Source organism: Flavobacterium sp. (assembly GCF_044369455.1).
In the GTDB taxonomy this organism is placed as follows: domain Bacteria; phylum Bacteroidota; class Bacteroidia; order Flavobacteriales; family Flavobacteriaceae; genus Flavobacterium.
The window spans coordinates 186597-206472 of sequence record NZ_JBIPLW010000005.1 but is presented as its reverse complement, the minus strand read 5'-3'; the positions used below and the strand labels follow the sequence as shown (position 1 = coordinate 206472).

Annotated in this window: 17 protein-coding genes and 1 other RNA gene; 11 read left to right on the top strand and 7 right to left on the bottom strand. The window is 32.3% G+C overall.

Features of this window, described 5'->3' with window-relative positions; genetic code table 11:
- Positions 1–46: 46 nt before the first annotated feature.
- Positions 47–931 carry a Brp/Blh family beta-carotene 15,15'-dioxygenase gene (locus ACIQ2L_RS07060; RefSeq protein WP_396157451.1) on the bottom strand — a complete coding sequence of 295 codons (885 nt, stop codon included), beginning with the start codon at positions 929–931 and terminating at the stop codon, positions 47–49.
- Positions 932–1042: 111 nt separating this feature from the next.
- Here ACIQ2L_RS07060 and ACIQ2L_RS07055 point away from each other — a divergent pair, with 111 nt between their 5' ends.
- A complete protein-coding gene (locus ACIQ2L_RS07055) occupies positions 1043–1768 on the top strand; it encodes a bacteriorhodopsin-like (protein ID WP_396157450.1) in 726 nt (241 codons plus the stop codon).
- 124 nt (positions 1769–1892) lie between these two features.
- Positions 1893–2471, top strand: a complete 579-nt coding sequence (locus ACIQ2L_RS07050) for a hypothetical protein (RefSeq protein WP_396157449.1) — start codon at positions 1893–1895, stop codon at positions 2469–2471.
- Between the two features lie 46 nt (positions 2472–2517).
- Here ACIQ2L_RS07050 and ACIQ2L_RS07045 read toward each other — a convergent pair whose 3' ends face one another.
- Entirely contained in the window at positions 2518–3567 is a 1050-nt protein-coding gene (locus tag ACIQ2L_RS07045; protein ID WP_396157448.1) for a glutaminyl-peptide cyclotransferase, read from the bottom strand.
- An 85-nt stretch (positions 3568–3652) separates the two neighbouring features.
- On the opposite strand from ACIQ2L_RS07045, the gene ffs reads away from it, so the two are divergent.
- From ffs to fsa, 5 genes are all read left to right on the top strand, one after another.
- Positions 3653–3750, top strand: an RNA gene (gene ffs / locus ACIQ2L_RS07040) — signal recognition particle sRNA small type.
- Between the two features lie 59 nt (positions 3751–3809).
- Positions 3810–4808: an enolase C-terminal domain-like protein gene (locus ACIQ2L_RS07035; protein WP_396157447.1), complete on the top strand. Its 999-nt coding sequence runs from the start codon at positions 3810–3812 to the stop codon at positions 4806–4808.
- A gap of 104 nt (positions 4809–4912) precedes the next feature.
- A complete protein-coding gene (locus ACIQ2L_RS07030) occupies positions 4913–5716 on the top strand; it encodes an SDR family oxidoreductase (protein ID WP_396157446.1) in 804 nt (267 codons plus the stop codon).
- A gap of 2 nt (positions 5717–5718) precedes the next feature.
- Positions 5719–5928, top strand: a complete 210-nt coding sequence (locus tag ACIQ2L_RS07025; RefSeq protein ID WP_396157445.1) for a hypothetical protein — start codon at positions 5719–5721, stop codon at positions 5926–5928.
- 53 nt (positions 5929–5981) lie between these two features.
- Entirely contained in the window at positions 5982–6638 is a 657-nt protein-coding gene (gene fsa, locus ACIQ2L_RS07020) for a fructose-6-phosphate aldolase (RefSeq protein ID WP_396157444.1), read from the top strand.
- Between the two features lie 95 nt (positions 6639–6733).
- Here fsa and ACIQ2L_RS07015 read toward each other — a convergent pair whose 3' ends face one another.
- Positions 6734–7978, bottom strand: a complete 1245-nt coding sequence (locus ACIQ2L_RS07015) for a TlpA family protein disulfide reductase (RefSeq protein WP_396157443.1) — start codon at positions 7976–7978, stop codon at positions 6734–6736.
- 366 nt (positions 7979–8344) lie between these two features.
- On the opposite strand from ACIQ2L_RS07015, the gene ACIQ2L_RS07010 reads away from it, so the two are divergent.
- The 3 genes from ACIQ2L_RS07010 to ACIQ2L_RS07000 all read left to right on the top strand — a co-directional run bounded on the left by ACIQ2L_RS07010 (position 8345) and on the right by ACIQ2L_RS07000 (position 11609).
- Positions 8345–9964, top strand: a complete 1620-nt coding sequence (locus ACIQ2L_RS07010) for an ABC-F family ATP-binding cassette domain-containing protein (protein ID WP_396157442.1) — start codon at positions 8345–8347, stop codon at positions 9962–9964.
- 75 nt (positions 9965–10039) lie between these two features.
- Positions 10040–10573, top strand: a complete 534-nt coding sequence (gene pyrR, locus ACIQ2L_RS07005; protein WP_396157441.1) for a bifunctional pyr operon transcriptional regulator/uracil phosphoribosyltransferase PyrR — start codon at positions 10040–10042, stop codon at positions 10571–10573.
- Between the two features lie 112 nt (positions 10574–10685).
- Positions 10686–11609, top strand: coding sequence for an aspartate carbamoyltransferase catalytic subunit (locus ACIQ2L_RS07000; protein ID WP_396157440.1), 924 nt, complete (start codon positions 10686–10688; stop codon positions 11607–11609).
- A 30-nt stretch (positions 11610–11639) separates the two neighbouring features.
- On the opposite strand, the gene ACIQ2L_RS06995 is transcribed toward ACIQ2L_RS07000, so the two are convergent.
- The 3 genes from ACIQ2L_RS06995 to ACIQ2L_RS06985 form a co-directional block, all read right to left on the bottom strand.
- Positions 11640–13928, bottom strand: a complete 2289-nt coding sequence (locus ACIQ2L_RS06995) for a DUF349 domain-containing protein (protein WP_396157439.1) — start codon at positions 13926–13928, stop codon at positions 11640–11642.
- Positions 13929–14099: 171 nt separating this feature from the next.
- A complete protein-coding gene (locus tag ACIQ2L_RS06990; RefSeq protein WP_396157437.1) occupies positions 14100–15236 on the bottom strand; it encodes an endonuclease in 1137 nt (378 codons plus the stop codon).
- A gap of 2 nt (positions 15237–15238) precedes the next feature.
- Positions 15239–16459, bottom strand: coding sequence for an RsmB/NOP family class I SAM-dependent RNA methyltransferase (locus ACIQ2L_RS06985; protein WP_396157436.1), 1221 nt, complete (start codon positions 16457–16459; stop codon positions 15239–15241).
- 151 nt (positions 16460–16610) lie between these two features.
- Here ACIQ2L_RS06985 and ACIQ2L_RS06980 point away from each other — a divergent pair, with 151 nt between their 5' ends.
- A complete protein-coding gene (locus tag ACIQ2L_RS06980) occupies positions 16611–17786 on the top strand; it encodes a T9SS type A sorting domain-containing protein (RefSeq protein ID WP_396157435.1) in 1176 nt (391 codons plus the stop codon).
- Here the strand turns inward: ACIQ2L_RS06980 and ACIQ2L_RS06975 are convergent.
- Positions 17779–19761, bottom strand: coding sequence for a KUP/HAK/KT family potassium transporter (locus ACIQ2L_RS06975; RefSeq protein ID WP_396157434.1), 1983 nt, complete (start codon positions 19759–19761; stop codon positions 17779–17781). The genes ACIQ2L_RS06980 and ACIQ2L_RS06975 overlap by 8 nt on opposite strands.
- Positions 19762–19876: the final 115 nt, after the last annotated feature.

Here is a 19876-nt window from a genome sequence, read left to right as displayed (position 1 = left end):
GAATCCATAACCAAAACCGGGTAAGCAATTATCCGGTTTTTTTATTTTATTTCTTTCCAAACATTTTTACTATTACCACTACATGTGGAAAAGTAATTGAAGCAAGAAAAGAAAAGAATAATGCATTGAATATTTTTTGGTCTTTAAATACATAGTAAAGTAAAGCAATACCTAATAATGATATAATCCAATAAGCGAAAGCTGAACGGAAATATAATTTAAAATTATTGAAACTTACGTTTCCAAAAAGAAACCTAATCTGATCTATCATTGAAGGGATACTATGCCAAAATATAAAATATAATGCAAAGCCCCAAATGAGACTAGATACTTTAAAAATAATTGAAAATACTAATAGATAGAATAGTTCTTTAAAAAAGTAGTTTTTGAATCTTTCGATTCTGAAATAGAAAAGGATACTTAAAAGAGTAAAAAAACTCAAAAGGATTTTTAGAATAAGTAAAAATGTAAAAATTGGAACCTCTATAGTAGTGATAGCAAGAATTATTTTCTGAACTTCAACATCGTGAAATGTAAAAATCAAAAATAGAATTATTAGTCCATACAACATCTCATAAATAAACTTTAACCATTTTGCTTCTATTTTTAGTTGTTCATTCCATTGTTGTTCACCAAAATGATATCCACTAAAAATAATGAATAGAGTCAAGGCTAACCAAGGAATTAAATAAAATAGTGTGGCGCCTATGAGTACTATTATAATATAGTAGAGTAATATTTTATACAAATTTTCAACTCTATCATTAGAATTTACATTTTTTATCAGCGCTAAATCGTTTGCGCCATGTAATATTCCGAACGAAAGTATTAAGATAAAACCTACAATTAATTGAAGCTCCTGTGAAAAAAAAGAATTTAGCCATAAACCCATAAAGCTTGCTACAATTGCGAAGTTTGAATATTTTGGCATCTAATTTTAAATTTTGTTTAAAAATAACAAATAAAACTAAGCAATTTATTTTTTATTTTGTTTGATATTTTATAGTTTTACTTAAACAATTATTAATCTAAATTATTTTTTATGACAAATTTATTATTTTCTACATCGCTAATAGCGAAAATGTTGCCAACTGATTATGTTGGATTTACTTTTTTTGTTGGCTGTATGGCTATGATGGCTGCTTCAGCCTTTTTCTTTTTATCTCTAAGTCAGTTTGAGAAAAAGTGGCGTACTTCTGTATTGGTTTCAGGTTTAATCACCTTTATTGCAGCAGTTCATTATTTTTACATGAGAGATTATTGGGCTAGTTTTGGAGAGTCTCCAACATTTTTCCGATATGTAGATTGGATTTTAACTGTGCCATTAATGTGTCTTGAGTTTTATTTGATACTTAAAATTGCTGGTGCTAAACAAGGATTGTTATGGAAAATGATTTTCTATTCTGTAATTATGTTAGTTACAGGTTATTTCGGTGAAGCTGTATTTCCAGAAAGTGCTGCTCTTTGGGGATTCATCTCAGGGGTAGCTTATTTTGCAATAGTATATGAAATCTGGTTGGGTGAAGCTTCAAAATTAGCAAAAGCTGCAGGTGGAAATGTATTAGAAGCTCACAAAATTTTATGCTGGTTTGTTTTAGTTGGTTGGGCTATTTATCCATTAGGATATATGTTAGGAACTGAGGGTTGGTATACTAGTATGTTAGGAAAAGGAAATGTAGATGTAGCTTACAACATAGCAGATGCAATTAACAAAATTGGTTTTGGTTTAGTTATTTATTCTTTAGCAGTAAAATCTCAAAAAGACTAAATTTTAATATTTTTATTATCAAGACCGTCAAGTTTAATTACTTGGCGGTTTTTTTATTTAACATAAATCGAATCAATTATTTTGTACATTGCCTTTCTATTATTAACCAATCAATTTTATTGCTATGAAGAAATTATTATTGTTTTTGTTTGTTGGTTTACTAACTGTTAATGGTTATAGTCAAAAAAAGAAGTCTTCGAACAAAAAAGGCACCGAAACTTCTTCATTTCCTAAATTGGACAATCTACAAGCTGAAATTAAAGACGGAAATTTTCAGGTTGCAATTACGGAGAAAGGAAAAACCAATGACGCTATGATTGTGAAAGCAGTTGATGCTTCATTCACACCTACTAATTGCAAATTAAGTTCATTTATGGCTAGTGGAGTGAAACTGTATTTGCTTACTTGGACAGAACTTAGTGCAATTAAAAGCGATTTAAAATCAGAAATTAAAACAACAGCTTATTCGGTGATTTATGAAATAGTTTCAAAAAAACAAGTGTATTCTAATTACCAATTGACAAATCATATTACCGAGAAAGTGTCTTTGGGTGGAACCGGCGCTTCCGAAACTCAGGAAAAAATTAGGCGTGAAGGGTTTGAATTTGTATTAAATCCAGATGGTTCTATAACTCAAAAAGGAAAAAATCAGCAAATGACTTTTGTATATGATAGGGTCACAATGGAGTTTAAAAAGAAATAAAAAAACGAGCATTTACCTCGCTTTTTTTATTTATTGAGTTATTAGTTTACTCTGTTACTTTAATCTCAAAAGTTTTATCCCAGTTTTTACCTGTCACAAAAATAGTATTTGTCTTTTTGTTGTAAGCAATTCCATTTAAGACATCTGCATTTTTATTGGTTATTTTGGCCTTTAAGGCAGTTAAATCTATAACCGAGTCAACAGCTCCGGTTTTAGGATTTATAATGGCTATGGCGTCTTTTTGCCAAATGTTCCCGTAGATTTTTCCCTTAACCCATTCCAATTCATTAATGCTTTTGATTTTGCTGTCATTAGTGTATACATTTATAAAATCAACTAGCTTTTGCGTTTCAGGGTCCATAGTCCAAATCTTTTCGGTTCCGTCTGAATGATAAATATTTTTCCCGTCATTAGTCATTCCCCAACCTTCAATAGGTTTATCAAACTTAAACGATTTTATTTTCTTCATAGTATTGACATCATATATAAAACCTATTGTACTTTGCCAAGTTAATTGATAAATCTTGTTATTGATAACTGTAATACCTTCGCCAAAATATTGTTGCTCTAAATCCACTTTTTTAATTGTTTTTCCACTTATTAAATCAACTTTAGCGATATAAGATTTACCATTTTGACCCGTACTTTCTATCAAAGTATCACGAAAAAACTCAAAACCTTCCGTAAACGCATTGATGTCGTGTGGATAGGTATTAACAATGGTATATTTTAACAATTTGGGAACAATTCCCGAAGCCACTTCAATTCGGGTTTTTGTTGATACTGTATCACCTTCAAAATAAACCAGAGCTTTTAAATTTTGATAGCCAAATTTTTTTCCACTTAAATCCAAAGTGAATTTGCCATTACCTTTTACAGAAGAAAATTTTTTTTCATCAACAAAATACGCAACGCTGTCAATGGTTTTATTTTTAGTATTCAATAAGGTTAAATCAACTTTATCGGTTGCCTGATAAATAGGTTTCATGGCATTGTCATCGAAGCTAAAATAGTTTTCTTTATCGTGTTGACTATCGCCACAACTAGCAATGTTTAACGCTAATAAAATGGTAATTAATGGGTTATAAAGTTTCATTTTGTATAATTAATTTTTCACTGACAAATATATTTATATTGCTCTTAAATTCTTGCAAAAAAATAAAAAGATTGTATATTTGCAACGGCAAGTCCTACACGACCAGCTCCTGCAAAATCCTCCAGGATGGGAACATAGCAAAGGTATGTGGTTGAGCGGTGCGATGTAGGTCGCTTGCCATTTTTTTAAAATGCGTCCCGTCCCGAAGTTTCGGGAATCGGGATTTTTTATTTTTACACCATATGGTTTTATCATGGCAAATAGTACAATTTCAACTCAAGGAAACCTTTGCCATTGCCTATGGAAATTACACACATAGAGAAGCATTAATTATTACTCTTGAAAAAAACGGTTATAAAGGTTTTGGCGAATGCACTTCTATTGATTATTATCACATCAGCCTCTCGGACTTCGAAATAATTTTAAACAAGATTAAATCTGAAATTGAAGGTTATAGCATAGCGCAACCGACTGATTTTTATGATTTCCTTTTACAATTTGAATTGCCAAGTTTTCTGCGTTCGGCTCTGGATTGCGCTTATTGGGATTTGTTTGGTAAGCTTGAAAAGAAAAGTTTTTTGGAGTTGAATAAAATCGATTTGACTACTCTTCCTGATTCTTCGATAACGATTAGTATTGATACTATTAATAATCAAATTAAAAAAATTGAAGAATCAACTTGGTCTAAATTTAAAGTAAAGTGCAATCATTTTGATGAAAACGACATTACAAAATTATTGCAATTAGATAAAAGTGTGGCTCTTGATTCAAATGGAAGTTTTACAGTAGCCGATTGTCTTTGGTTAGAAAATCACGAAGCCGTTTCGAAGTTTTCTTATTTAGAACAACCTATGAATCCGGGCTCGGATAATTATCAGGTTTTGCATGCTGATAAATTTGCCAATTGGATGGCAGATGAAGATTGTCAGGATAGTTTGGCGTTAAAAGATTTGCAACAACATTATAGAAGCATCAATATCAAATTGGTAAAATGTGGTGGATTAACGCCAGCTTTGGAAATGATTGCAGTTGCCAAAAAATTAAATTATAAAATAATGATTGGTTGCATGACCGAATCGTCTATTGGAATTTCTGCTGGAGCTGTTTTAGCGGCTTTTTGTGATTTCGCAGACTTGGATGGAGCCAATTTAATTGCCAACGACATTGCCAAAGGAAGCGAAATTGTAAATGGTAAAATTCATTTGAGCGAAAATCACGGTTTGGGTATCAAAATAAACTGATTATCTTTAACCGGAAATAGAGTATAGAATATAGAGTGTAGAATATAGTGATTCAGTTTAAGAGAGAATAATCTATTCTCTATTCTCTTTTATCTTTTTAAAAAATGAGCAAAATAGTTTTAATCACCGGCGGTTCCTCAGGAATTGGGAAAGCAATAGGAGAGTTTTTATTTCACAAAGGATTTACGGTTTACGGCACTAGTCGTAATCCGGAGAAGATTACCAATTCTGTATTTCCTTTGATTACTCTTGATGTACGAAGTAGCGAAAGCATTCAGCAGGCAGTGGCTGCAGTGATTTCTATTTCTAAAAGAATAGATGTAGTCATTAATAATGCAGGAGTTGGAATTACAGGACCAATAGAAGAAACACCAACCGATGAAATGCGAAATAATTTCGAAACCAATTTCTTTGGTCCGATTGAAGTTATTAAGGCAGTTTTACCTCAGATGCGTGAGCAAAAATCGGGTTTTATTATCAATATTACCTCAATTGCAGGGTATATGGGATTGCCTTACCGAGGGATTTATTCTGCGTCAAAAGGCGCATTAGAATTAGTTTCGGAAGCAGTAAGCATTGAAGTAAAACCTTTCGGGATAAACATGGTCACTATTGCTCCGGGAGAATTTGCAACCGACATTGCGTCGCATCGTTATCACGCACCAATAGTGGAAGGTTCGGTTTATAAAACGGCTTATGAAAACACATTAGGGATGATGAACTCGCATATGCGCAGCGGTGAAGATCCGAATGATTTTGCAAAAGAAGTATATCATATCATTCAGAATAAAAATCCAAAATTGCATTATAAAATTGGGGCGTTCATGCAAAAGTTCTCTATTGTTTTAAAGCGAATTTTACCCGACAGAATTTATGAAAGCATGTTAATGAATCATTATAAACTATAACTATGGAACTAGATTGGACAGGAATATTGATGAGCTGTTTTCCTTTTTTTGTTGTGATTACAATTTGGATAATTGTTGTGAGAGGAATAAAAAAAAATAATAAAACAGTAAAAACAAATTACGAAAACAAGTATAACGAGATGTCAGGTTTACTCAAGGAAATTCGTGATGAGCTTAAAGAATTGAATAAAAACAATTCCCAAAAGCAATAATAAATTGTAATTTTACACCTTAATTTTTAAACACAACAATTATATATAAAACTATGAAATTTTTTATTGACACTGCTAACCTAAAAGAAATCAAAGAAGCTCAAGAATTAGGTGTTCTTGACGGCGTTACAACAAATCCATCATTGATGGCAAAAGAAGGAATCACAGGAAAAAATAACATTCTAAAACACTATGTAGACATTTGCAATATTGTTGATGGAGATGTAAGTGCTGAAGTTATTGCCATTGATTACGATGGAATGATTAAAGAAGGTGAAGAATTGGCGGATTTACACCCACAAATTGTGGTAAAATTACCAATAACTAAAGAAGGTGTGAAAGCATGTAAATATTTTTCTGATAAAGGTGTAAAAACAAATGTTACGCTTGTTTTTTCAGCTGGACAAGCATTGTTGGCTGCAAAAGCTGGTGCAACTTATGTTTCACCTTTCTTGGGAAGATTAGATGATATTTCTACAGACGGTTTGGCTTTAATACAAGAAATTCGTGACATCTATGATAATTATGCTTTTGAAACACAAATTCTTGCAGCCTCTATTCGACATACGATGCATGTTGTTAATTGTGCCAAAATTGGAGCTGATGTAATGACTGGACCACTATCCTCAATCACAGGATTATTAAAACATCCATTAACTGATCTTGGTTTAGCGCAGTTTTTAGCCGATTATGCAAAAGGAAATCAGTAATTAAATTAGAAAGTTAAAGTTAGAAAACAATGAATCTCGATTATAAAAAAAAGCGATTTTTTAAAAATCGCTTTTTTTATTGACTATTTCTGAAATTACTTCAAATTATCCTCAAATTGAGAATCAAATATGTTAACAAAGGCATTTTCAATTCGACCTTTCTCTCCTAGTATAATAGTACGGTGTATTTTATTAATTGCCCATTTGTTTTTTATATCTTCAAAATTAGAACAATGAAGTTCAGTAATACCATTAAATTTATAATTCGTAAGTGTATTTAACCATTCTTCTTCACTATCGTTAATATTTATAGATACAAAGTTATATTGTGGAAACTTGGATTTTAGTGCCAATACCTTTTTATGGACGGCTTCAAAATGGGACGTGGCTTTTGCAGTCCAAAAGAAAAAAATGGTATTTGGTTTAGAAACACTAGAGGATGAAATTTCCTCACCATTACTATTCAATAAGCTAACTTCTGGCAATGAATCTCCCACCTTTAGCATTTGAATAGCATTACAAATAGAAGTAATTTCATTCTTTTGACTTCTGTCTGTAGAAATTTTATTATAGCACTCTAAAAACCTATTGTTATTAGACATGTTTTGATCTTCAAGTAAATAGGTAAAAGCAATATTGTTCAAAATAGTATTTTTTACTTTTTTGTTTTTAATTAGTGTATCCGCAATAGTCATTTTATTGATATTGGTTTTGAGCGCCAAATCGGTTTGCGTAAAATGATTGTGATAGTTAATTGTACCCATATTATTTAACATATAAGACAAATACATAACATAAGGAGCATAACTTGAAAGTTCTACATTATTGAAATCGATGTTCTTTCTGTAATCATAATAATTACCAGGTAATTTTTCTATCAAGTCCTCACCAGTTCTGATTTTATGAACTATTGGATACAATTCTTTTTTAGAAAAATAATTAAAATCTAAAGATGCTTTCGCAAAAACATCAAAGTCATCATTCCACTTAATTTGTTCCTTACGGGTTGTATAAAATTTTGTTTGATTTGCATACGTAACATCTATTTGCTTCGAAAAGTCTTCAAAATTGAGATCAAAACATTCAAACATTTTGATTTTATCTTTTTCATTTTTAAGATACATTTCCATCAGAAAATTGTTTTTTTCTTCACCACGACCACAAAAAACAGTCGATTCGTCAAAATCTTTCGAATTGACTCGAACCATAATACTATCATTTTTATCAAAATAAACATATTGATATTCTGGTTCATGTTTAAAGCTATAAAGGCCTGGAGCAAGCGAATCAAATTGGATAAAAAAGCGATTGTTTTTATCTAATTTGATTGTATCAATCACTTCATTATCTTTGCAGAAAAGTACGTATGGATTGTTTGGATTTACAATCTCACCCCCAAAATAAGCGACATATTCGCACCCTTTAAATTCGTTTTTACACGAACAAAAAAGAACGATTATGGGAAGGAGAAAAACTAAAATTTTTATATTCTTAAACTTGTGCATTAATTGAAAGTAATTAACAAAATTAACTTGATACTTTTTATTTTTTGTTAATCTATCGTTAAAGTTAATTGCGTAAACAGGCTGTTTTTTCAGCGATTAGGCAATTTTTTTTTTCTGAATAATCCTTTATTTAACTACTTTTGCACCACCCAAAGCCATATAGCTGATCGGAACATTTTCAAAATTTAATAAATACAATTCATGTTAACTGTAAATAATTTATCAGTCCAGTTTGGTAAAAGAATATTATTCGACGAAGTGAACACCACTTTTACACAAGGAAACTGCTATGGTGTAATTGGTGCTAATGGTGCGGGAAAATCAACTTTTTTAAAAATTCTGGCAGGTGATATTGATCCAACATCAGGAAGAGTTTTCCTAGAACCTGGAAAAAGAATGTCGGTTTTGAACCAAAATCACAATATGTTTGATGAACATACGGTTTTAGAAACGGTAATGATGGGAAACAAAGTGTTGTTCGCCGTTAAATCAGAAATGGATGCTTTGTATGCCGATTATGATGATGCTAATGCTGATAGAATTGGGGAATTACAAGTTCAGTTTGAAGAAATGAATGGCTGGAATGCGGAGTCTGATGCTGGTGCTATGTTATCTAATCTTGGAATTCCTGCGGATATGCACTATACTTTAATGAGTGAAGTTGAAGGAAAACTGAAAGTTCGTGTCCTTTTAGCACAAGCACTTTTCGGAAATCCAGATGTATTAGTAATGGATGAGCCTACAAACGACCTTGATTTTGAAACGATTTCGTGGTTAGAAAATTTCTTAGCAAATTATGAAAATACGGTCATTGTGGTTTCGCACGACCGTCACTTTTTGGATGCGGTTTGTACCCATATTTCGGATATCGATTTTTCTAAAATCAACCATTATTCAGGTAATTATACGTTTTGGTATGAGTCAAGTCAGTTAGCGGCACGTCAAAAAGCGCAGCAAAACAAAAAAGCGGAGGAAAAGAAAGCCGAATTAGAAGAGTTTATTCGAAGATTTAGTGCCAATGTTGCTAAATCAAAGCAAGCCACTTCACGTAAAAAGATGATTGAGAAATTAAACCTAGATGAAATAAAGCCATCAAGTCGAAGGTATCCAGCGATTATTTTTGATGTTGAAAGAGAAGCTGGTGATCAAATTTTACATGTGCAAAACTTAGCTGCCTCTGCAGATGGCGAAATTTTATTTAAGAATGTCGATTTGAATATGGCAAAAGGCGATAAGGTTGTTGTCTTTTCAAAAGACTCTCGAGCTACTAGTGCTTTCTATGAAATACTTAACGGAAATCAAAAAGCCGATGACGGAACTTTTGATTGGGGAATTACTACGACACAATCCTATTTGCCTAATGATAATAGTTCCTTTTTTACGGATGGTAATTTGAACTTAGTAGATTGGTTGCGTCAGTTTGTTAAGACAGAAGAAGAACGAGACGAAGTGTATGTTCGTGGATTCTTAGGAAAAATGATTTTCTCTGGAGAAGAAGCGTTGAAAAAATGTACGGTTTTATCCGGAGGAGAAAAAGTACGTTGTATGTTATCACGCATGATGATGATTCGCGCGAATGTTTTGATGCTCGATGAACCAACGAATCACTTAGATTTGGAATCGATCACGGCTTTCAATAATTCATTGAAGAATTTTAAAGGTTCCGTATTGTTCACCACACATGACCACGAGTTTGCGCAAACGGTTGCTAACAGAGTTTTAGAAATCACGCCAAACGGCGTTATCGACCGTTATATGACGTTTGACGAATACCTTGAAGACGAAAAGATTCAGGAAATGAGAAAGAAAATTTACAATTAGAATAATACCGCTTCATACGAAGCGGTTTTTTTATATAACAAAAAATTATATCTTTACAACCCAAACAACACTATCATGAGTCAAAAAGTATTGCTCACTTCCAAAGAAGTCAATATCATTCTCCATCGTTTGGCCTGTGAGTTAATCGAAAATCACCTCGATTTTTCAAATTCTGTACTTATCGGTATACAGCCCAGAGGCGTTTTGTTAGCACAGCGATTAAAAAATATTTTAGAAACAGATTATAACAATAAAAATATACCACTCGGATTTTTAGACATTACTTTTTTCAGAGATGATTTCCGTCGGGGCGAGAAACAATTGGAAGCCAATAAAACTGAAATCGATTTTTTGGTAGAAGATAAAAAAGTGGTTTTTATTGATGATGTACTCTTTACAGGAAGAAGCATTCGAGCGGCATTAACTGCCATCCAATCTTTTGGAAGACCAGCAGAAATAGAATTATTGGTTTTGATTGACAGAAGATTCAGTCGCCATTTGCCCATACAACCTGATTATCGTGGTCGTCAAGTAGATGCAATTGCAGATGAAACTGTCAAAGTTTGCTGGAAAGAGAAGGATGGAGAAGATGCAGTTTACTTGATTTGAGTATTAAGTATTAAGTATTAAGTATTAAGTATTAAGTATTAAGTATTAAGTATTAAGTATTAAGTATTAAAAACAACAAACCATAAACAACAAACCATAAATCATAAACACCTTGGAACTGTCAGTCAACCATTTATTAGGCATAAAATATCTAAAAAAACAGGATATCGATTTGATTTTTGAAACGGCAGATTATTTCAAGGAAGTTATTAATCGTCCGATAAAGAAAGTACCTTCGCTCCGAGACATTACTATTGCAAATATCTTTTTTGAAAACAGTACACGAACCAAATTATCTTTTGAATTAGCTCAAAAAAGACTGTCGGCCGACGTAATAAGTTTTTCCACAGCACAATCATCCGTAAAAAAAGGAGAAACATTAATTGATACCGTTAATAACATCCTTTCTATGAAAGTTGATATGGTCGTGATGCGTCATGCCAATCCTGGGGCAGCTTACTTTTTGTCACAAAACGTAAACGCAAGTATTATTAATGCTGGAGATGGAGCTCATGAGCATCCAACACAAGCGCTTTTAGACAGTTACTCAATCAAGGAACGACTTGGAGTTGTAGAAGGAAAGAAAGTAGTAATCGTGGGCGATATTTTGCACTCTAGGGTAGCTTTGTCAAATATCTATGCCTTGCAAATGCAAGGTGCTGAAGTTAAAGTCTGTGGGCCAAAAACCTTAATTCCAAAACACATTGAAAGTCTTGGAGTAACAGTTGAGTCAAATCTTAGAAAAGCATTAGAATGGTGTGATGTAGCGAATATGCTTCGCGTTCAAAACGAACGAATGGATGTCAATTATTTCCCATCAACTAGAGAATATGCCCAACAATATGGTGTTGATAAACAACTCTTAGATTCACTGAATAAGGAAATAGTAATTATGCATCCCGGCCCAATTAACCGCGGAGTTGAAATTACGTCAGATGTTGCTGATTCTAAGCAATCGGTCATCTTAGATCAAGTAGAAAATGGAGTGGCTATCAGAATGGCAGTAATTTACCTTTTAGCTTCTAAAATTCAGTAATAAAAACCCCGATATTTTCGGGGTTTTCTTTTATTCGTCGGTTTTAATATTTCTAAGTTGTTTTAACTTTTCTTTCCAAGTAGCTAATTCTTCTTTTTGTTTCTCAATGGTATCCTTCACTTCTTTTACCATTGGATTATCTGATTTTGCTTTTGCAAAAAATTGAATGTTGTTCTCTAATTGGAACAAATTATTCTGAACTTCATCAATTTTACGCATGATGAATACTTTTTCATTGTCTAATTTTCGAGAATTTTCAGCACCTGAAAGATTGTCTAATCTGTTAGCATAACGCACCATTTCATTATCTTTTTTACTAGAGCTTAATTTTTCAAAAAAAACATCTAATATTTTATTGAATTTACCTTCGATGTGTCTTCGATTAAAAGGCACTTTACCAAAATTTTTCCAAGTTTCGATATGTGCTTTGATGGCATCTAAATCAGTTTTGTGTTCTCCAATAAGTTCAAAACCTTTAATGGTTTCTAGGTACGCTTTTTTATTTTCAAATGCTTCAATTTCTTCTGCATCTGCCTCTGATTTTTGCTCTTTAAGTTTTTCAAAATATTCGTTACAAGCGCTTCTAAAATCAGACCAAAGTTTATCAGAAAACTTTCTTGGTACATGCCCAATCGTTTTCCATTCTTCTTGAATTTGTTTAAATAAAGGAGTTGTAGCTGCAAAATCAGTACTTTCTTTTAACTCATTTGCTTTGGCAATTAAAGCAAGTTTTTTAGAAAGATTATCGTTTTGGTCTTTCTTAATATCTTTATAAAAAGAATTTTTTAATACATTAAAATTTCTTACGGCAGTTTTAAATTCACTCCAAGTTTGGTCCGTCACTTCAGATGGAACTTTACCAGCAGCAAAGAACAAGTTGCGTAAGGCTTCCACTTTATCAATTTGTCCTAACCAAGCGGCATGAGAGTTTACTTTTTCTTGTGCAAGAACTTCAATTTGAGCAATAATTTCTTTTTTATTTGCCAAATTTACCGTTTCTACTTCGCGAAGTTTTTCAAACAGTCCTTCACGTTTGTCGTGCATTTGTTTGGTCAGTTCACTGAATTTGTTCCAGATTTCTTCACGGTTATCTCTCGAAACCGGACCTATATCTTCCTTCCAGATGCGGTGTAAATCCTGCAATTCGCGGAACGCTTTATTGATGTCTTCTTCATTAACTAACTCTTCAACGCGCTCGATTATTTTAAGTTTTTGAACTAAATTGTGTTTGAAATCTAAATCACGAATTTCTCTATCCAAATGCAATATATCATAGAAATTCTCTAAATGGAAGTGATAGTTATTCCAAACGTGGTTGTATTTGTCTTTAGGTATTGGCCCAGCCACTTTCCATCGATCTCTGATGTCATTAAATTTCTTTAAAGTTACGGGTATGTTTTCTTGACTGTGAATTAGGTTTTTAAGTTCTTCCACAATGGCTAGTCTATTCTCTAAGTTAGTTTTTAGACTGTTTTGTAAGCTTTGAAAATGAATATTTTTCTTGTCTCTAAATTGAGAGTATAATTGATCAAATTTTACTTTTAAAGGAAAATGATAATGAAAATCTTCCGTTGTTTCAGTCCCGATGTTTCGGGATTCAGCATAGAATTCCTCTTTCTTTTCATCTATAAAATGATGGTATTTTGATAAGAATGATTTCTTTAGTTCTTCAACATGATCTTTAACCGACATCAGTTTTTCAACGACAACTAAATCCCCTAATTCGTCAATTAATTGTTCTAATGAAAGCGTATCGTAATCCAACATTGGAATATCATGACGCTCTTTTAAAGTTTCGTCTTCTCCTTCTTCGGCGTTAACTTCTTCGATGGCTTTGATAGCAGATTGGCTGTCAGACTCATTTACTTTAGCATGCTCCTCTAGTTCGCTAGTGTTTGATTCATTAGCAACTTCCTCGTCAGTCAATTCGACAGTGTTTTCAGCAACTGTAGTTTCTTCTGCGTCCAAAATAACTTTTGGTTCTTGCGAAGCTTCTACTGTCTCTTCGACAAGTGCTTCTTTTTCGGCTGCAACTTCAAGTTCATCTTCTGTTAAAGTTTCCGTTAAAACCGCAACTTCTACTTCCTCAACTTCATCAAGAGTAACTGCAGTCTCTAGTAATAGTGCAGGTTCATCAACTTTTTCAATAGGAGGTTGTTCTATTTCATTTACAACTTCACTTAGCGCTGCAAGCTCGTTATCGTTCGAGTGTGAAACATGTTCTGTTTCTTCTTGATTTTCAACAATGGTCACTTCTTGTGATTCATCGGATCCGTTTCCATCTGCATCATGCAGGTTATCATTCTTTTCTTCTAACATTTTATAAAATGTTTTAAAGGTTATACATTTTGAGGGCGAAAGATACTAAAGAAGCAGTAAAGTTCAAAGGAAATCAACGTTTTCTCGTTTAAAGTAAAGCTTAATACGTATTAAAAACAAAAAAACGCTGATGAATTTCAACAGCGTTTACAATGTATTAGATTTCTAAATCTAGTGTATCAATACTTTTTTAGTAACTGAATTAGTTGCAGATGATAATTTTATGAAATAAAGTCCTTTTGGTAAATTATTAATAGAGTAGGTATTGTTTTGAAAAACTGGCTTTCTTATTTGTTGTAAAACTTGACCGTTGATGGTAATAATATCAATTTCATCTAAAGTTATATCAGTAGAAATGGTGACAATATCTGAAGAAGGATTCGGATAGATTGCAGCCGTGTTTAATAAGTCAAATGAAGAGGTTGCTAGTGGAATTCCCCATACTCGAGCAACATAAGTGTTATTATCTATATAAGGATTTCTATTATTTTGACGTGCATAAATAGCATTATTTCTATCAATTTCTCTTTGACTTACAGGGTCTTGAATATTCCAAGTTAAAAGTATATTAAGAAAGGTTGTTGAAAAAGATTTATCACTAGTTCCGTCAAACATTACTTTTGATAATGAAGTAGAGGTTGCATAAAAATTAACAAGTTCTATTTCATAACGTGTGGCAAAATACAGTAGCATTCGTGCAATATCTCCTTTAAATTCATCTATAGGCTCGAATACTGTTCCTGTGAAACCAAAAGAATACCCGGAGTTTAAATTAGCCCCTCTTTTAGAACCATTTGAATAAGAAGTACCAAGACCATTAACTTTTCCATAAGGAAAATCACCTCGTTGAGCATTTAAATATTTATCTGACGGAATAACAAAATGCGCGTCAGAAAACATTGGTTGAATACTCGTTCCAAAATAAGATTGTGGAATGGTATGTTCTCTATTGTATCTTTCGCATTCTGCATTTCCTCCAGTTCCATCGTCTTGGCCAACGCCATAGGTAAATTCACATTCTGTACCAGTTGGGTTTTCGGTATATAAGTCTAATAGAGTTCCATTATTTTCATAATAAAAATCTTTATCCGATGTTAGATAAGTTGTATATAAACCTGCGTAACCTCTATCAATGTAATTGTTAGTAATTATATTTGATAATTGTGTTTTTAATAAATACCCATTACCCGTTGCCGTATTATAATATCCTGCTGGAATTGACATAACGGCGTTAGAATTGGCAACTTTATCTTGCGCTACTAGTAAAATTGTACTACTTAAAAATAATACCGTAAAGATTTTTTTCATTTTTATTGTTCTTTTTTTCTTTCTAACAACGCCATATAAAATCCATCAAACCCAGTTTCTTGGGCAAGGATTTTGGTTTCTTTAACAAAAGTAAAGGATTTTCCTGTTTCTGTGGTTAAAAAATGTTTTATTTGTTCTTGATTTTCTGAGGGTAATATAGAACAAGTAGCATATACTAACTTTCCACCAGGTTTAACAATTTTGGAATAGTTTTCTAAAACTTCGGCTTGTACTTTTTTAATATTTTCGATGAATTCTGGTTGAAGTTTCCACTTTGCATCAGGATTTCTTTTTAAAACCCCCAAACCACTGCATGGAGCGTCAATCAAAACCCTGTCTGCTTTTTCGTGTAGTTTTTTGATGACTTTGGTAGAATCTATAATTCGGTATTCTATGTTAAAGACGCCATTTCTTTTGGCTCTAAGTTTTAGTTGTTTTAGCTTGCTTTCGTATAAATCCATCGCAATTAATTGCCCTTTGTTTTGCATTAAAGAAGCCATGTGAAGTGTTTTTCCTCCAGCACCAGCACAGGTATCAACGACTCTCATTCCCGGTTGAACATCTAGGAAAGCCGCTACCAATTGTGATGAAGCATCTTGCACTTCAAATAAACCCTGTTTAAAAGCATCTGTTAGGAAAACATTTGCTCTTTCGGTTAAAACTAATGCATCAGGTTGGCCTTTCAAATATTCGGTTTCAATATTTAAATCCATTAAAATGGCACGAAGTTTTTCTTTGGTAGTATTTAAAGTATTGACTCTAAGAATAACTTTGGCAGGTTGATTTTGGGCTGCGATTTCTTTTGTCCAAAGGGCTTCTCCTAATTCTTTTACACCCAATTCATCCATCCAATCAGGAATTGATTCACGCATTTTTCTTATTTTGGATAACTCATCAAAACGACCCTTAATTTTGCGCTCTGGTGTTCCTTCTAATTGTCTCCAATCGGGAATGGGGTAACCACGTAATACTGCCCAAACAGCAAATATTCTCCATAAATGGTCCCGATTTAAAGGTTCTTTTACATCGGCAATTTCCAAGTAAAGCCGTTTCCATCGGACAATTTCATATATGGTTTCGGCTACAAACTTTCGATCGGAACTTCCCCAACGTTTGTCTTTTTTCAAGGCACGAGCTACAACTTTATCAGCATATTCCCCTTCATTGAAGATAGCATTTAAAGAATCGATGGTGGTGTAAACAAGGTTTCGATGTAATCGCATGGTGTAAAAAAATAACTCCGTTCAGTTCGGCCTATGGCCTCGAGTCAGCCCGCAAAGATATTGCTTTTTTATTATTCAGACTTAAATTTAACACGCTAAAAACAGAATAGATTTTTAATTATTTATATTTGGAATAATAAAAATCTTAAAAATGAAAATCATATCTTCAAAATTGACAATACTCTTTTTTTTATTTGTCATAAACATCTGTTTTTCGCAACCTTTTCAAATAGGTCACATTACAATTAATTTTATTGATCCCTCCAGAAGTAATAGAGTAGTTGCCACAGAAATTTATTATCCTTCGGATGTTACTGGAGACAATGTTGCTCTAACCACCTCAACTACTGTTACTTTTCCGGTTTTGAGTTTTGGTCATGGTTTTTTAATGACTTGGGACGCTTATCAAAACTATTGGAGTTTTTTGGTGCCCAAAGGGTATATCATGGTTTTTCCAAAAACAGAAGGTTCACTTTCGCCTTCTCATCTCGATTTTGGAAAAGATTTGTCTTTTGTATTAGAACAAATGACTGCACTGGGAAATAATTTGACTTCTATATTCTTTAATAGAATAAGTAATATGAATGCAGTCATGGGACATAGTATGGGTGGTGGAGCTTCTTTTTTGGCAGCTCAATTGAATTCAAATATTAAAACACTAGTCAATTTTGCACCAGCTGAAACGAATCCATCAGCCATTCAAGCAAGTACAAGTATTTCTATTCCTTCGTTAGTCTTTGCAGGAGTTAACGATTGTGTCACACCTCCTAGCACAAACCAAATTCCGATGTATAACGGATTGGCCAGTTCATGTAAAACTTTGATTAGTATTATTGGTGGTAGTCATTGTCAAATGGCAAATACTAATTTTTTCTGTGGAGTTGGGGAATCATCGTGTTCACCTCAACCTACAATAACGAGAACGGTTCAGCAAAATAGTATTAATTCGTATCTTTTGCCTTGGTTGGATTACCAATTAAAAGGAAATTGTAGTCAAGGGAATGTATTTGATACATCAATCATAACTGATACTGCTATTACTTTTCAAAAAAATTGTATCCAATGTGCTAATTTGAGTGTTGGTAATTCAATTATTAATAATGAAATAAAAGTTTATCCAAGTCCTGTAAAAGATTTTATAACAGTTTCAGGTGTAATGGATGTAAAATATCAAATTAAAATTTATGATATTGAAGCTAAAATTATTATAAATCAAGAGTTTACAAGCGAAACCTCTATTGAAACATCACAATTAACCAATGGAATTTATACATATAGCATTCAAAGCAATAATGAAATTATCAGTAAAGGAAAATTTATTAAATAGATCTATCACCTTTAATTCTATGCATCTCAATATTTTCTGGAGCATGCAGTACTAATGGAAACTGTTCTATTTTTACGGAGCTACTATCTAAACCAAATCCTTTTTCTTCAGACAAACTGAATTTTTTAAACAAGAAATAGGTATTCATTATTACTTTTTCAAAGAAAGTTAAATCGCTATCATTGGACAAGAATTTTTCAGAAAGAACAAATTTAAAGTCACCAATAATATGGTTTTTATTTAATGATTCATAACGACTTGTAATGTCTACTTCGCCATTTTTTACCATATCAATCAATACTTCTTTGAACATTAAGTTAATTTTTGGAGGTTCTCTAAAACCTAGATAAAAATCAACTCTATAAATATCATCTTCAATTATTTTAGTTACTTTGTACTCTTTTTTATAAGGCTCATTTAGTACGTTAACATGAATAAACCAATAAATATCGGCACGTTTTGGTCTTTTTTGTAATATAGAGTACATGACTTTTTCTTCAATTTCATCAGATCGAGTTGAATTTGTCATATAGACTAAATGTGTAGCATATTTTGGTATAGATAAATCCAGACTCAACTCAGCAAGAACTTTTTTATAATCATTAATTTTAACGATTTTTGTGTAGCTTTTACTAATTTTTTTAGCTAAAAACCACGTAGACATTATGCCTATTAATAGAATTGCTATTATTAATGTTACATAGCCACCATCCATAAACTTAGTGATATTTGCAATTAAAAAGCTTACTTCAATTGTGAAATATAAAGTTATAATGGGTGCAATGAAATACCATTTCACTCTTTTCATTACTAAATAAAAATTTAATAAAGTTGTAGTCATCATCATACCAAGAATTATTGATAATCCATAAGCATGTTCCATGTATTTAGATTCTTTAAAATATAGAATTATACCAACACATCCTATGAAGAGTAACCAGTTGATGGATGGAATATATAATTGTCCTTTTACATTAGTAGGGTAATCAATTTTAACTTTTGGCCAAAAATTCAATCTCATTGCTTCATTTATTAAAGTAAATGAACCACTAATTAATGCTTGCGAAGCGATAATAGCAGCTAAAGTAGCCACAATAATTCCAATTGGTTGAAACCAATCAGCCATTATTAAATAAAATGGATTTGGATTATAGTCATTTAATTTAGCTAAAGTGCTTCCGTTGTGTTGAAGTAAATAGGCACCTTGACCAAAATAATTTAACACTAACATTGATTTAACGAAAATCCAACTTATTCTGATATTTTTTCTTCCGCAGTGTCCCATATCTGAATATAAAGATTCAGCTCCAGTTGTACATAAGAAAACTGCTCCTAATATAAAAAATCCATGTCCAGAAGCATCAGAAGTTAATAATTTATATGCGTAATAAGGATTGATAGCTTTTAAAACTTCTAAGTTTTTAGTAATTTGTAAAATACCAAGAATACCTAGCATTGAAAACCATATCAGCATTACTGGAGAAAAGAATTTTGTTACAATTTTTGCTCCAAATTGTTGAATTGTGAATAGAAAAAATAAAATTGCAATAACAATAGGAATCGTGGGAATATCTGGTTTAAATATTAAAAGACCTTCTACTGCAGAAGAAACAGAAATAGGTGGCGTTATAATTCCTTCGGCAAGTAATAAACTACCCCCAATAATAGCTGGTACAATAAGCCATTTTATTTTTGTTTTTTTTACAAGTGAATAAAGCGAAAAAATTCCTCCTTCGCCATGATTGTCAGCATTTAATGTAATTATGACGTACTTTAATGTAGTTTGTAGAGTTAGGGTCCATAAAATACAGGATAAACCACCTAAAATTAGTTCAGAATTAATAATGTTAGCACCAATAATGGATTTCATAACATACAGAGGAGAAGTACCAATATCTCCGTAAATAATTCCTAATGTAACAAGTAATCCGCCTGTGGTAAGTTTGCTGTGGAGCTGATGATTATGAGCGTTCATAAATTGAAGTTAAAAAAGGATACAAAGGTACTGTTTTTTTAAAATGATTATTTTTTTAGGTGATTATTTTTTTGGTTTTACGCTATTTTTTAAATGTTGTATATTGGCCTAGATT